At 70.5% G+C, this 14,544-nt stretch carries 13 protein-coding genes; 10 read left to right on the forward strand and 3 right to left on the reverse strand.

What is annotated here, in order from left to right; translation table 11 throughout:
* Position 1 precedes the first annotated feature (1 nt).
* The 4 genes from argH to G537_RS0133225 all read left to right on the forward strand — a co-directional run bounded on the left by argH (position 2) and on the right by G537_RS0133225 (position 4,464).
* A complete protein-coding gene (argH, locus tag G537_RS0133210; protein ID WP_026873703.1) occupies positions 2-1,534 on the forward strand; it encodes an argininosuccinate lyase in 1,533 nt (510 codons plus the stop codon).
* Positions 1,535-1,622: 88 nt separating this feature from the next.
* Positions 1,623-1,919, forward strand: coding sequence for a (2Fe-2S)-binding protein (locus G537_RS0133215; RefSeq protein WP_026873704.1), 297 nt, complete (start codon positions 1,623-1,625; stop codon positions 1,917-1,919).
* A complete protein-coding gene (locus G537_RS41355; RefSeq protein WP_051249445.1) occupies positions 1,919-3,331 on the forward strand; it encodes an FAD/NAD(P)-dependent oxidoreductase in 1,413 nt (470 codons plus the stop codon). The genes G537_RS0133215 and G537_RS41355 overlap by 1 nt, the downstream gene beginning before the upstream one ends.
* On the forward strand, positions 3,328-4,464 hold the full coding sequence (locus G537_RS0133225) for an NAD(P)/FAD-dependent oxidoreductase (protein ID WP_026873705.1): 1,137 nt from the start codon (positions 3,328-3,330) through the stop codon (positions 4,462-4,464). The genes G537_RS41355 and G537_RS0133225 overlap by 4 nt, the downstream gene beginning before the upstream one ends.
* A 2-nt stretch (positions 4,465-4,466) precedes the next feature.
* Here G537_RS0133225 and G537_RS0133230 read toward each other — a convergent pair whose 3' ends face one another.
* Positions 4,467-5,006 carry an Lrp/AsnC family transcriptional regulator gene (locus G537_RS0133230; protein WP_051249446.1) on the reverse strand — a complete coding sequence of 180 codons (540 nt, stop codon included), beginning with the start codon at positions 5,004-5,006 and terminating at the stop codon, positions 4,467-4,469.
* 138 nt (positions 5,007-5,144) lie between these two features.
* On the opposite strand from G537_RS0133230, the gene G537_RS41360 reads away from it, so the two are divergent.
* Positions 5,145-6,020, forward strand: a complete 876-nt coding sequence (locus tag G537_RS41360) for a LysR substrate-binding domain-containing protein (protein WP_051249447.1) — start codon at positions 5,145-5,147, stop codon at positions 6,018-6,020.
* Positions 6,021-6,038: 18 nt separating this feature from the next.
* On the opposite strand, the gene G537_RS0133240 is transcribed toward G537_RS41360, so the two are convergent.
* Positions 6,039-7,592 (reverse strand): M20/M25/M40 family metallo-hydrolase, encoded by a 1,554-nt coding sequence (locus G537_RS0133240; protein WP_245579193.1) that lies wholly within the window; start codon positions 7,590-7,592, stop codon positions 6,039-6,041.
* A gap of 30 nt (positions 7,593-7,622) precedes the next feature.
* Here G537_RS0133240 and G537_RS0133245 point away from each other — a divergent pair, with 30 nt between their 5' ends.
* The 3 genes from G537_RS0133245 to G537_RS0133255 are packed head-to-tail and all read left to right on the forward strand — an operon-like array spanning position 7,623 to position 11,157.
* The gene (locus G537_RS0133245; protein WP_245579194.1) at positions 7,623-9,215 is read left to right on the forward strand and encodes an ABC transporter substrate-binding protein; all 1,593 of its coding nucleotides are present in this window, start codon (positions 7,623-7,625) and stop codon (positions 9,213-9,215) included.
* A gap of 11 nt (positions 9,216-9,226) precedes the next feature.
* On the forward strand, positions 9,227-10,240 hold the full coding sequence (locus tag G537_RS0133250; protein ID WP_026873709.1) for an ABC transporter permease: 1,014 nt from the start codon (positions 9,227-9,229) through the stop codon (positions 10,238-10,240).
* An 8-nt stretch (positions 10,241-10,248) separates the two neighbouring features.
* Complete coding sequence (locus G537_RS0133255; protein WP_026873710.1) at positions 10,249-11,157, forward strand: ABC transporter permease subunit; 909 nt, start codon at positions 10,249-10,251, stop codon at positions 11,155-11,157.
* A gap of 11 nt (positions 11,158-11,168) precedes the next feature.
* Here G537_RS0133255 and G537_RS0133260 read toward each other — a convergent pair whose 3' ends face one another.
* Positions 11,169-12,293, reverse strand: coding sequence for a threonine synthase (locus tag G537_RS0133260; protein ID WP_211230603.1), 1,125 nt, complete (start codon positions 12,291-12,293; stop codon positions 11,169-11,171).
* Positions 12,294-12,586: 293 nt separating this feature from the next.
* Between G537_RS0133260 and G537_RS41365 the strand changes: the two genes are divergently transcribed.
* Positions 12,587-13,375: a histidine utilization transcriptional repressor HutC gene (locus tag G537_RS41365; RefSeq protein ID WP_051249448.1), complete on the forward strand. Its 789-nt coding sequence runs from the start codon at positions 12,587-12,589 to the stop codon at positions 13,373-13,375.
* Complete coding sequence (locus G537_RS0133270; RefSeq protein WP_026873712.1) at positions 13,362-14,531, forward strand: M24 family metallopeptidase; 1,170 nt, start codon at positions 13,362-13,364, stop codon at positions 14,529-14,531. Before G537_RS41365 ends, G537_RS0133270 begins: the two co-directional genes overlap by 14 nt.
* Positions 14,532-14,544 lie beyond the last annotated feature (13 nt).

Raw genomic sequence — 14,544 nt, forward strand, 5'->3', positions numbered from 1 at the left:
GATGGCGTCCCCCGCCCCGGCCGAGGCCGCCGCCTCGAAGGTGACGCCGCGCCTGTCCGAGCCGCTGGCGCCCGAAATCCTCGAGCTGGTGTTCCGGCCGCGGATCGCGCGCGAGCTCGCCTTCGGCACGGCGGATCTGGACGACGTCAACCAGGCGCATCTGGTGATGCTGGCCGAGACCGGGCTGATCGACGCCGGCCGGGCGTCGGCCCTAGCCGCGGCGCTGCTGGCGATCGAGGCGGAGGGCCCAGCCGCGATCGAGCAGGATCCGGCCCGGGAAGACGGCTACTTCAACTACGAGGCGGCGATCATCCGCCGAACCGGGGCGGAGATCGGCGGCAGCCTGCATCTCGGCCGCAGCCGCAACGACATCAATGCGACCCTCGACCGGCTGTGCGCCCGCCGTCTGCTGCTCGACCTCGCGGCGGGGACGGTGGCGCTGCGGCGGTCGCTGCTGGCGCGGGCGGCCGGCTTCGCCGACACGGTGATGCCCGGCTACACCCATCTGCAGCCGGCTCAGCCGATCACCTTCGGCTTCTATCTCACCGGCGTCGCCGAGGCGCTGGCCCGGGACACGGCGCGGCTGCTCGGTGCCCTGCCCGCTCTCGACCTGTGCGCGCTCGGCGCCTGCGCCTTCGCCGGCACCTCGGTGCCGATCGACCGGTCCCTCCTGGCCCGGCTGCTCGGCTTCGCGGGCGTCCTGGTCCACGCCCAGGACGCGGTGACCTCGCGCGACTACGCCTTCGATCTCGGCGGCGCGGCGCTGAGCCTGGCCGGAACCTGGGGACGGTTCGCGCAGGACCTCTATGTCTGGAGCACCCAGGAATTCGCCCTGGTCGTCCTGCCGGACCGGATCGCCGGCACCTCCAGCATCATGCCGCAGAAGAAGAACCCGGTGGCGGTCGAGTATCTCAAGGCCAGCGCCGGCGAGGTGGTCGGCGGGCTGATGGCGAGCTTCGCCATCATCAAGGGCGGCCATTTCTCCCATGCCGGCGACACCGGGCGGGCGTCGCTGGCGCCGCTGTGGCCGGCGCTGCGCCTGGCCGCGAACGCCCTGGTCGTCGCCCGGGTGGTGGCCGAGGCGGTCGAGCCCGCCATCGAGATCATGGCGCGCCGGTCGACGGACGGCTTCACGGCCGCCACCGATATCGCCGACCTGCTGGTCCATGACGCGGGGCTGTCCTTCCGGCAGGCGCATCACGTGGCCGCCGATCTCGTCCGCGCCGCCCTGGCCGAAGGGGTCGCGCCGACGGCCCTGACGGCGGAGCACATCGCCCGGGCCGGCGAACGGGTGCTGGGGCGCTGCATCGCGGTGGATCCGCAGATCGCGGCCCGGGCGCTCGACCCGCGCCGCTCGGTCGAGGCGCGCCGCTCTCTCGGCGCCGCCTCTCCCGCCGAGACGCGGCGGATGATCGCCGCCGGCCTGAAGGCGGTGGAGAGCGATGCCGAACGCATCCGGGAGCGCCGGGACACCATCGAGGCCGCCCGGGCGGAGCTGAAGCGTCGGGTCCGGCGCCTGGCCGGCGCGCCGTGACAGACTCTGTCATCCCCGCCCCCGACTTCGGGAAAGACCGCCCCACGCCCGGCGCTAGCCTGTGCCTAGACCTGAACCGGGAACACCGATGAGCTCAGACCACGCACAATTCGTCCGATTGGGGGAGACCGCCCGGCCGCCGGTCACGATCCGCGTCGACGGGAGGGACATTTCCTGCCTGGCCGGGGATACGCTGCTGACCGCCATGCTGCTGGCCGGGAGCCGCCTGCGCGACTCGGAGTTCGGCGACGGCCCCCGCGCCGGCTTCTGCAACATGGGTGCCTGCCAGGACTGCTGGATCTTCCTCGAGGGCGGCGACAAGCGGCGCGCCTGCACCACTTACGTCAGCGACGGGCTGCAGGTGCTGACGCGGGAGCCGGCCTGATGCCCGCCGACCGCATCGTCATCGTTGGCTCCGGCCCGGCCGGCACCCGCGCCGCGCAGACGCTGCACACCGCCGGCTGCACCAATCTGACGGTGATCAGCGAGGCGCCTGCCAGCGGCGGCCAGATCTACCGGCGCCAGCCCGCCGGCTTCCGCCGCGGCGCCGAAGCCCTGTATGGCGACGACGCGCCGAAGGCGACACGGCTGCACGCCGCCTTCGACGCGCTGACGGCGGCGGTCGACCACCGGCCGGACACGCTGGTCTGGAACATCGTCGGGCGGGACCTCTACACATATGGTCCGCGCGGCGTCGAGACCCTGTCCTTCGACCGGCTGATCCTGGCCACCGGGGCGATGGACCGCATCCTGCCGGTCCCCGGCTGGACGCGGCCCGGCGTCTTCACCCTCGGCGGCGCGCAGATCGCGCTGAAGCACCAGGCCTGCGCCATCGGCCACGCGGTCGCCTTCGTCGGCACCGGGCCGCTGCTCTATCTCGTCGCCTATCAGTACGCCAAGGCCGGCGCCACGGTCGCGGCCGTGCTCGATGCCGCACGGTTCTCCGGCAAGGCGAAGGCCGCGCCGCGCCTCGCCCTGGAACCCCGGCTCCTGCTGCGCGGCTTGGCCTATCGCCGGGCCCTCCGCCGCCGCGGCGTCCCGGTCCATGAGGGCGCGCGGCTGCGCGCCATCGAAGGCGACGGGCGCGTCTCCGGCCTGCGCTTCACGGACGGCAAGGGGCACGACCGGCGCCTGGCCTGCGACGCCATCGGCCTCGGCTATGGCCTCTCGCCCGAGATGCAGCTGGCCGAGCTGGCCGGCTGCCGGGTGGCGTTCGATCCGGCGAAGCGGCAATGGGGCGTCGCCCATGACGAGGGCGGACGGGCGGCCGACGGCGTCTACGTCGCCGGCGACGGAGTCTCGATCGGCGGCGCCGATGTTGCCGAGCTGACCGGCGAACGGGCCGCATTGTCCCTGCTGGCCGATCTCGGCCACCCCGTCGACCCGGCCCGGCTGCGGCGGATCGGGCGGCGGCTGCGACGGCAGGCCGCCTTCCGGGCCGGGCTGGACGCCGCCTTCCCCTACCCCGCCGCCTGGATCGCGGAGCAGCCGGACGACACCATACTTTGCCGCTGCGAGAACGTGACCTTCGGCGAGGTGCGCGACCTCGTGCGGCAGTTCGAGCCGCGGGAGGTCAACCGGCTGAAGGCGCTCGGCCGCCCGGGCATGGGACGGTGTCAGGGCCGGGTCTGCGGGCCGGTCCTGGCCGAGCTGCTGGCGGCGATGCTGGACCAGCCGCTGGACCGGGTCGGCCGGCTGCGCGGCCAGGCTCCGGTCAAGCCACTGCCCTATGCCGCCGCGGCGACGCGGGCGGCGCCCGAGATCGAGGCGTGGATGACGAAGGAGACGGCGCCGTGACCGAGAGGATCGACACCGAGGTCGCGATCATCGGCGGCGGCATCGTCGGGGTCTGCACCGCCTATCATCTGGCGAAGGCCGGCAGCCGGGTGACGCTGCTGGAGCGGGGCGCCGTCGGCGCGCAGGCCAGCGGGGTCAATTTCGGCGGGCTGCGGACGAACGGCCGGGCCGAGGCCGAGCTGCCGCTGAGCCTGCGCGCCAAGGCGCTGTGGCAGCGGATCGAAGCCCTGGTCGGGCATCGCTGCGAGGTCGAGGCGACCGGCCATCTGGAGGTGGCCGACCGGCCGTCGCAGATGGCGGCGATCGAGGATTGGGCGAAGGTCGCCCGGGCGCACGGCATCCGCTTCGAACTGCTTGGCGGCGCCGAGATCGCAGCGCGCTTCCCCTGGCTGCGCGGCGGCATGATCGGGGGCTGCTATGTCCCGGACGACGGCGCCGCCAACCCGCGCCTGGTCACGCCCGTCTTCGCCCTGGCGGCGCGCAGGCTGGGCGCCGACATCCGCGAGTTCCAGCCGGTGCGCGAGCTGCAGCACGACGGCGACCGCTTCCGGCTGGTCGCCGGCACCGGCCTCGAGATCCGGGCGGAGACGCTGGTCAACGCCGCGGGCGCCTGGGCCACGCGCCTGGCCGCAGCCTTCGGCGAGCACTTCCCGCTCGACGTCATGGCGCCGCAGATGACGGTCAGCGAGCCGATGGCGCATCGCATCGCCGCCACGGTCGACTATGCGGTGAACGGCCGCTACTTCTATGCCCGCCAGGTCCGGCGCGGCAACGTGCTGTTCGGGCGGGGGCCGGGCCGCGCGGATCTCGACCTCGGGCGCGCCTGGTTCCTGCCGCAGAACGGCTTCGACGCGTCCCGCATCGCCATCGACCTGCTTCCGGTGCTGCGCGGCCGCAGCTTCATTCGCACCTGGTCGGGGGTGGAGGGCAAGTCGCCGGATTCCCTGCCCTTCCTCGGCTTCAGCCGCGCGGTGCCCGGGCTGATCCACGCCTTTGGCTTCTCCGGCCACGGCTTCCAGCTGGGGCCCGGCACCGGCGCTGTGGTGGCCGAGCTGGCGCGCAGCGGCCGGACCTCGACCGAGATCGAGGCCTTCGATCCCTATCGCTTCCAGCGCAGCGCCGCGGCGGCGTGACCCTACGCCGCCCGGCGGATGGCAGGCGCGGCGTCGGCCCAGGCGGTCGGCGTCGCCGGCTCGTCCTTGATCTCGCGCAGCACGACATAGCTGTCGAAGCGCGAGAGCTGGATCTCGCCGGCCAGGAGCGCCGCCGAGACCGCCTCATAGGCCACCATGTCCCGGCAGTCGAAGCGCAGCATGTAGTCGTAGCTGCCGCACAGCCCGAAGCAGCTCGTCACCTCCGGGATCGCCTTCACCTGCCGCTCGAACATCTGGAAGTCGTGCACGCCGTGGGATTTGAGCGAGGCGAAGGCGAACACCGCGACGCTGGGGAACAGCCGGGACCAGTAGACCTCGGCACGGTAGCCTCGGATCAGCCCCATCCGCTCCAGCCGCTTCACCCGCTTGTGGCAGGGGCTGGCCGAGATGCCGACCAGCTCGGACAGCTTGAAATTGGTGATCCGGCCGCTCTTCTGCAGTTCGGTGAGGATCCGCAGGTCGATGCGGTCGAGCTTCTCCGTCATCGGGAACGCATCGCGGAACGCGGGCCGGGTCGTCATGGCTCTGGGCTCCTGGCTGGGGCGGGTTCGTCTCCGACCGTCCGGTTCGGCCTCTCGGGCGCGCGGAAGCGGTTGCTTCGCATCCTCCCAGCATGATCGGATTGGACCGTCCGGCAACCGAAACGATCTCAATCCTGCATGCAGAAAACGCAACCAGACCCGCTTCGGCTGCCGCTCAATTCGCTGCTGTTCTTCGAATCCGCGGCGCGCCACGGCAGCTTCACCCTGGCGGCGGTCGAACTCTTCGTCACGCCGGGCGCTGCCAGCCGGCAGGTCAAGTCGCTCGAATCCGCGCTCGGCGTCACGCTGTTCCGCCGCCGACACAACTCGATCGAGCTGACCGAGGCGGGCCGGACCTTCCTGGCCCATGTCAACGGCGCCCTCGCGCTGATCCGGACCGGTGCCGCGGAGATCACGCCGAACCGGTCGACACTGACCATTCGCGCCCCGCTGACCCTGACCCAGCGCTGGCTCATTCCCCGGATCGGATCGTTCCGGCAAGGCCATCCCGGCATCGATCTCTGGGTCCGCTCGATCATCGAGCCCGGCCATGAAGGGCCGGATGTCGAGATCCGCTACGCGCGTGCGGATGCCGCCAAGGCCGAGGGCGAGATCTTCCTGCCGGACCGCACCATCCCGGTCTGCCATCCCCGGCTCCTCGGCGCCGATGCGAGACCGGAGAGGCCGTCCGATATCCTGCGTCTGCCGGTCCTGCTGGACACGCTCGACGGCTGGTCATGGCACCGCTGGTGCGAGGCGGCCGGCATCCCGTTCCGCCCGCTGGGCGGCAGCATCACCTTCGACACCGACGAGGCGGCGATCGACGCATGCCTCTCGGGTCTCGGCGTGGCTCAGGCCAATGCGGCCTTCGTCGATCGCCACCTGCAGAGCGGAGAGTTGCTGCCTCTCTGTCCGCAGGTCGAAGCCATCGTCGGGACCTATCGAACCCTGGCCCGCAAGCCCGGACGGGCGGCCGATGCTTTCATCGTTTGGCTAAAGGGCTTCCACATCTGACGTCGCGCATAGCCGACGCTACCGCTCCGGCCGAGCGGCCGGCAATCCCGAGAGAATTCGGATCCAACTGCGGATTCCTTTGTGCAGACACCGCAAATCATATTTTTCATTGGGCGCGTGGATCGCGTCATCGCTCAGGCCGAACCCCACCATCACGCTGTCGAGGTCGAGGATGTCCTTGAGATGGCGGACAACGGGGATCGTCCCGCCGGATCCCTTCAGGACGGGCCTGCGCCCCCATTCCTCGGCAAGGGCGTCGGCGGCCGCCGACAGATACGGATTCCGCTCGGGCACGATGATCGCGCCGCTCCCTCCTTGCCCCTCGAATTCGACCCTGCAATCCGCCGGGATCATGGCGCTGACGAATGAGCGCAGTTGTGCCCTGACGCGTTCGGGGTCCTGATCCCCGACGAGCCGGATCGAGATACGCGCGCTGGCCTGCGCCGGCAGGACCGACCGCTCGCCCGGCCCCGCATTGCCTCCGTGGATTCCGTTGATGTCCAGCGATGGCCGAGCCCACATCTGCTCCAGGACGGATCGGCCGGGTTCCAGGATCGGCACGGAGAGCCCGACCTCCGACAGGATGTCCTGCGCGGTGACGCCGAGAGCCTCCCACTGCCGCAATGTCTCCAGCGGGACGTCCTTGACGTCGTCATAGAAGCCCGGAATGGCGACACGCCCATCCGGGTGATGGAGGCCGGTCACGATCCTCGCCAGCACCGCCAGCGGATTCGCCGCGATGCCGCCATAGAGCCCGGAATGCAGGTCCGAAGCCGGTCCCTTGAGGACGATGTGCTCATGCAGCAGGCCCCGCAACCGGCAGGTGATGGCCGGCGTATCGGCGTCCCACATCTCGCTGTCGCAGATATAGGCGGCGTCGCAGCGCAACTCGTCGGCGCAGCGTCTCAAGGCATCGAGGAGGCTGGGTGAGCCGCATTCCTCCTCCCCTTCCAGGAACACCGTGACATCGGCAGGGAGGTCTCCATCGGCCGCCAGCAGGGCGCGGCAGGCCTCGATGAAGGTCCAGAGCTGGCCCTTGTCGTCGGCCATGCCGCGGCCGACCAGGCGTTCCCGTCCGTCCGGACCGGCAACCCGGCGCGGTTCGAACGGCGGCGTGGCCCATCGGTCCAGCGGGTCCGGCGGCTGCACATCGTAGTGCCCGTAGAACAGGATGCGGGGCGGTTTCGGCGACCGGTCCCGCCGGCGGAAATGCCCGACCACCGCCGGATGGCCGGCCGTCTCCCGAAGACCGGCATCGAAGCCCAGCGCCGTCAGGGCCTCGACCAGCCACTCCGCGGCGCGGCGACACTCGTCGCGATAGGCCGGATCGCTGGAGACGGACGGGATCCGCACCAGCTCGAACAGCTGCTCGACCGATCGGTCGAGCCTTTCGTCCACCACCCGCAAGGCCGCCTGCACATCCGCCATGACGCGTTTCACCCTTCTTCGGGACGGCCGAGAGCTTGACCCACCGATTCCATTATGTCTATACAATTGAAGCCGAGGGAGCCGCCGGCCATCGGCACCGGCCGCCGCTCCATCGGGACCAAGCAGCGACCGTCCGGATTCCAAGGATGGCGCCGGACAACAGGAGGTTCTGCGATGGGAATGCGAGTGGCGACGGCCATGGCCGCTGCGGTCGTCCTGGGCCTGGCTTCGGCCGCCGACGGCAAGACGCTGATCTACTGTTCCGATTCGAGCCCGCAGGGCTTCGGGCCGCAGCTCTGGGACCTCGGCGCCTCGCTCGACGCCGTGCGGCCGGTGTTCAACCGGCTCGTCGAATTCGAGACCGGCACGACGCAGCTGAAGCCAGGTCTGGCCGAATCCTGGATCATCTCCGAAGACGGGCTGACCTACACCTTCCGCCTGCGGCAGGGCGTCCGCTTCCATTCCCGCGGGGACTTCAAGCCGACACGCGACTTCGACGCCGACGACGTGCTGTTCAGCTTCGAACGGATGCTGAAGCCGGATCACCCCTATCACGAGGTCTCGGGCGGCACGTATCTCTACTTCGCCGGCATGGGCATGCCCGAGATCATCAAGTCGGTCGAGAAGCTGGACCGGCACACCGTGCGGTTCACGCTCAACCGCGCCGAGGCGCCGTTCCTGGCCGACCTGGCGATGGACTGGGCCTCGATCCTGTCGAAGGAATTCGCCGACCACCTGATGGCCGCCGGCACGCCCGAGACGATCGACCAGGAGCCGGTCGGGACCGGGCCGTACATGTTCGTCGCCTATCAGAAGGACGCCGTCATCCGGTACCGCGCCAACCCCGACTATTTCCGGGGCAGGCAGGCGATCGACACGCTGATCTTCTCGATCGTGCCGGATCCGGCCATCCGGCGGGCCAAGCTGGAGGCCGGCGAGTGCGACGTGATGATGGCGCCCGCCCCCGCCGATATCGAGAGCCTGCGCGCCAATCCGGACATCGTCCTGCTGGAGAGCGCAGGCATGAACGTCGCCTATGTCTCGCTCAATGTCCGCAAGCCTCCCCTGGACGACAAGCGGGTGCGCCAAGCGATCAATATGGCGGTCGACAAGGACGCGATCATCCGGGCGGTCTATCTGGGCGGCGCCGTCCCCGCCAAGAACCCGCTGCCGCCGGTGATCTGGTCCTACAACGACGCCATCACCCCGTATCCCTACGATCCTGCGGCCGCGAAGACGCTGATCGCGGAGGCGGGCGCCGAGGGGGCGAAGATCGAGGTCTGGTTCCTGCCGACGGCGCGGTCCTACAACCCGGATCCGAAGCGGATGGGCGAGCTGATGCAAGCCGATCTCAACGCCATCGGCCTCGACGCCACGCTGATGACCTTCGATTCCGCCGAGTACCGCAAGAGGGTGGTCGCGGCGGAGCATTGGATGGCGCAGGGCGGATGGATCGGGGACAACGGCGACCCGGACAATTTCCTCTACGTGCTCAGCTGTGCCGGAGCGCAGGAGCCGCCGCCGCAGAACAATGCGAAATGGTGCAACGCCCGATATGACGAGCTGATCCGCAAGGCGAAGGAGACCGCGGACATCGCGGCGCGGACGGCGCTGTACGAGGAGGCCCAGCGCATCGCTCATGACGAGGCGCCGTGGCTGCCGGTCGCCCACGTCACCAGCTATATGGCCCTGCGGAAGAGCGTGCGGAACTACAACACCGGCCCGGTCGCGGTCCCGAATTTCGAGGGCGTCGACAAGAGCGAGTAGCGGCCGTCGCCATGATCCGCTTCGCCCTCGCCCGCCTGCTGTTCCTCGTGCCGGCCTTCCTCGGCATCGTCGTGCTGACCTTCGCCCTGCTGCACCTGATTCCGGGCGACCCGGTGCAGATGATGCTGGGCGAGCGGGTGCTCGATCCGGCACGGCATGCCGAGATCATGCGCGGCCTCGGCCTCGACCGGCCGCTCCCGGTCCAACTGCTCGACTATCTGGGCCGCATCGTCCGGGGGGATTTCGGGCTGTCGATCGCGACCAAGCAGCCGGTCCTGACCGAGTTCCTGACGCTGCTGCCGGCCACGGTCGAGCTGTCCGCCGCCGCGATGGTCTTCGCCGTCGGCATCGGCATGCCGCTCGGCATCACCGCCGCGCGGCGGCGCGGCACCACCCTGGACCACGCCATCATGACCGTCTCCCTCACCGGCTACTCGATGCCGATCTTCTGGTGGGGGCTGCTGCTGGTCCTGGCCTTCTCGGTCGGGCTGCAATGGACGCCGGTGTCGGGGCGGATCGGCGTCGAATACTATTTCGAGGGCGGAACCGGGCTGATGCTGGTCGATTCCCTGCTGTCCGACCAGGACGGCGCCTTCCGCTCGGCCGTCGCGCATCTGGTCCTGCCGGCCTTCGCGCTCGGCACCGTGCCGATGGCGGTGATCGCCCGGATGACCCGGTCCTCGATGCTGGAGACGCTGGGCGAGGACTACATCCGGACCGCGCGGGCCAAGGGCCTGCGGGAGGCGCGGGTGGTTGGGGTGCACGGGCTGCGCAACGCGCTGATCCCCGTGGTCACGGTCGTCGGCCTGCAGATCGGGACGCTGCTGGGCGGGGCGATCCTGACCGAGACGATCTTCTCCTGGCCGGGAATCGGCCGCTGGCTGGTCGATTCGATCTTCAAGCGGGACTATCCGGCGGTCCAGGGCGGCGTGCTCCTGATCGCCACGATGGTCATCCTGGTGAACCTCACCGTGGATCTCCTCTACGGCGTCCTCAACCCCCGCGTCCGCCACGCCGCCCGATGAGCGGGAGCATGAAGATCGGCGCGGAGGCCGCGAGCCCGGGCGAGACGGAGGCCCGCCCTCCGTCTCCGTCGCGCGAGCTGTGGCTGACGCTCGCCGCCAACCGTGCGGCGATGCTGAGCCTCGGCTTCATCGCCGCGCTGGTGCTCGTCGCCGTGTTCGCCCCCATTCTCGCCCCCAACGATCCGAACGCGATCGACAAGCTTAGCCTGCTGCTGCCGCCGGCCTGGGTCGACGGCGGCAATTGGACCTATCCGCTGGGCACCGACCCGGTCGGCCGGTGCACGCTGTCCCGCCTGATCCATGGTGCCCGCCTGTCGCTCCTGGTCGGCCTCATCGTCGTCACGCTCTCGTTCGGCGCCGGGGTGGTGCTGGGTCTGGTCGCCGGCTTCCGCGGCGGCTGGGTCGACAGCACGGTGATGCGCCTGATGGACCTGACCCTCGCCCTGCCGGGGCTGCTGCTGGCGATCGTCGTGGTCGTGATCCTGGGTCCCGGCCTGGTGAACGCCATGATCGCCGTTGCCATCAGCAACGTGCCCCACTACGCCCGTCTGACCCGGGCGGCGGTGCTGACCGAGATCACCAAGGACTATGTCATCGCGTCGAGGGTCGCGGGCGCCGGGACGCTGCGGCTGATGGTCGACACCGTCCTGCCGAACTGCCTGGCGCCGCTGATCGTGCAATCGACGCTCGGCATCTCCGCCGCCATCCTCGACACCGCCGCCCTCGGCTTCCTGGGCCTCGGCGCGCAGCCGCCGACGCCGGAATGGGGCACGATGCTGGCCGACAGCCGCGGCTTCATCCAGCGCGCGCCCTGGGTGGTCACGCTGCCTGGCCTCGCGATCCTGACCACCGTTCTGGCCTTCAACCTGCTCGGCGACGGGCTGCGCGACGCGCTCGACCCCCGCCTGAAGCGGTAGTGCCGGCCTGGTCAGAGATCGAAGCCGTATTCGGATTTCAGATAAGCCCGGATCGAGGCGAGGTTCGGCTCGGCCACCCGCACCTCCCGATGGGCGGCGGGCTCCTTCAATCCCGTCGAGCACCCGATCACCACCATGGGCCCGTCGTGTTCCAGCCGGTCGATCTTGCCGAGTGCCGCGACCGAGGCGCTGGGGGACAGCTCCTGCCACAGGCCCTGGCGCGCGAGCGCGCGCTGCGCCTGCCCGGCCTCTTCATCATCGACCAGGAGAGAGAGTCCGCCGCTCTCCCGGACGGCGACGACGGCACGGTAGCTGTTGACCGTGCAGGCGGTTCCGCTCTGCAGCGTGGGGCGGGGCTCGACCGAGACGGCCGGCACGCCGGTCGCGAGCGCCCTGTGCAGCGGCCCCCTGGCCGCCGGCTCGACCGAGACGATCTGCGGCAGATGGGCCACGAGCCCGAGGTCTCTCAGTTCGCGGAATCCTTTGAAGATCCCGAACAGCATCTCGCCATAGCCGGTCGGGACGACCACGGCCGCCGGGGCGCGGCCGAGATCCGCGGCGATCTCGTAGGCGATCGTCTTGTAGCCTTCCGGTCCCCAGGGGTGGCCGGTGTGGACCGGGGTGAGATTGCTGACCGGATAGACCGATTTGAGCTGCATCATGGCGCGCATCGCCGGCCACCGCGCCTCCGCCGGGAGGAAGACCGGGTGGGCGCCGTAGGCCAGGATCATCTCCCGGAAGGCCGGGCTCACCTCCGGCATCGTGACGACGACGCAGCGAAGGCCGGCCCGGGCGGCGTGGGCCGCGGCGGACACGCCATGGTTGCCCGAGGACGCCACGATCACGGTCGACGCCCCTTCCTGCAGGGCGGCGCTGACGGTGCAGACGTTGAGGCGGTCCTTGTGGCTCCAGGTCGGATTCCGGCTCTCGTCCTTCAGGAACACGCCGCGTTCGCGCACCGGAGCCTGGACCGCCGCGCCGATCTCGATCAGCGGGGTGTCGCCGGCGCCGAGACAGGCCTGCCTCGACAGGGGCGGCAGCAGCGCCTGCCATCGCAGGAAGCTCGGCTTCGCCCCGTCACCAAGCCGGTCCGGCGCGGTCCCGTAGTCGAAATCGAGCTCCAGCGGATACTGCATGTCCGCGGTGGACGTCCTCGGGCATCCGGACAGCTGGGCCGGCAGCAGGGGATATTCGGGACGGCCCGGGCCGAGCGATCTCTGGCATCTGGCCGACGAGGCTGTGGTCTCCGGCTCGACCGGCATCGCTGTGGTCCCCCCGCTTTCCCGAACGTCGCGGCAGAGTTGCAGCCGTCTGTTTATTTGTCTAGACAAAACTAAAGCGATCCGGCCTGGACAGCGAGGCGCCGGATCGGCTCTGTTTCAATGCTGCGGCGCGGCGGCCGGCCGCTCGCGCCCATGGGGAACATCGGATGGCGAAGACGAAGCCTGGATCCGAAGCGGTGCGGTTTGAGCTGGACGGCGAGGGTCCCGTCTACCACCAGATCGAGCGCGCGATCCGGGCGAACATCCAAAGCGGGGCGTGGGGCCCCGGCTTCAAGATCCCGTCGGAGCTCGAGCTGATGCGGCTCGCCGAGTGCTCGCGGGCGACGATGAACAAGGCGCTGACGAACCTCGCGAATGCAGGGCTGATCGTCCGCCGCCGCAGGAGCGGGTCGATCGTCCGGGAGTCGACGGAGGGGCACGCCGTCATCGGCATTCTCGACATCCGGAAGGACATCGAGGGCGCCGGGCGCCGCTATTCCTACCGCGTCACGTCGAAACGCATCCTGCCCGACGGCACCGCCAACGGGGAGTGGCCGGAAGCCCGCGGCGGCGAGCCGCTGCTCGCCCTCGAAGCCCTCCATTGCGGCGACGGGCTGGCCGAGGTGATCGAGGAGCGCCTGATCCGGCTCGCACTCGTGCCCGAGGCGGCGGAGGAGGATTTCGAGGACAATCCGCCGAGCAGCTGGCTGCTGGCCCGCCTGCCCTGCACCCGCCTTTCCCAGATCATCAAGGCCCGGGCGGCGGGCGCGAAGGAGGCCAGGCTGCTGCGGATCCGGAAGGGGGACCCGCTTCTGATCGCGGAGCGCCGCACCTGGAGCGAAAGCGAGCCGGTCACCTGGCTGCGCCTGACCTTCGCCGGCGCCCGCAACGAGTTCGTCGGCGAGTTCAACCCCCTCGACCCCAGACCCATGGGCGGCGACCGTGTTCCGGCCTGATGCCCATGAGCGGGCGGCGAAGATTCGGCGCCGCCTGTTCGAGTCCGCGGCGGCGGATCTGGATGCCGTGATCGGCCTGACGCCGGAATCGGTCACCTACCTGTCCGGCTACAGGAGCATGGCCCACGACACCGACCGCCATCACGCGATGGCCGCGGTGGCGACGCGGGAGCGGTGCCTTCTCGTCGCGCCCGCGGTGGATTTCGGCCCCGCCCTCGAGGTCATGCCCGACGCCGGCGACATCCGGACCTATGGCCGTTTCCGGTTCGACAGCGAGCCGGGCGCCCCCCGCCTGCCGAAGCCCTTCGGGAGCTTCGCCGCGGCCCTGGCCGACGGCCTGGCCTCGCTGGGCCGGATCGGGGTCGTCGGCCTCGACGAGGCACCCGGCGGAAGCGTCGCCGCGGCGGTGGCGGCCGCTTGTCCCGGCCTCCGGTTCGAATCCGCGCGCGGCCTGCTGCTGCGCGCCCGGTCGGTCAAGCTGCCGGAGGAGGTCGAGCTCCTCGCCCGTGCCACGGAGGTGGCGGAGCGGAGCCTCATGCGCGCCCTCGCGGCAGCGAAGGCCGGGATGACCGAATGGGAGCTCGCCGCCGCCATCACCCACGGCATCGTCAGCGGGGGCGGGGTTCCCGGCTTCGTCGTCGTGACCTCGGGGGAGCGAAGCGCCCTCGCGGACGCCTATCCGTCCCACCGTCACCTCCGGCCCGGGGATCTGGTCCGGCTCGATATCGGCTGCACGGTCGACGGATACTGGGCGGACATGGCGCGCACGGCCTTCGTCGGCACGCCCGACGCGCGGGTGCGCCGGACCTTCGCGGCGATCGACGCCGGGACGCGCTGCGCGGTCGAGCAGGTCAAGGCCGGAATGACCGCCGGAGACCTGTTCGACAGGGTGGTCGCCGAGGTCCGGCAACGCGGCCTGCCGGAGTTCGAACGGCATCACGTCGGACACGGGCTGGGGCTCGAATGCTTCGAGCATCCGGTGCTCAGCCCCCGCAGCGACGCGGTCCTCGAAAGGGGCATGGTCTTGTGCCTCGAGGCCCCGCTCTACACTCTGGGATGGGGCGGAATGATGGTCGAGGAGACGCTCGTCCTGGACGATGACCGTGTCCGGATGCTGACCCGCTCGACGACCGGGCTGATCCCGATCCCGGAATGACGCCGTTCAGCGA

It is taken from the genome of Inquilinus limosus DSM 16000, assembly GCF_000423185.1.
In the GTDB taxonomy this organism is placed as follows: Bacteria; Pseudomonadota; Alphaproteobacteria; order DSM-16000; family Inquilinaceae; genus Inquilinus; species Inquilinus limosus.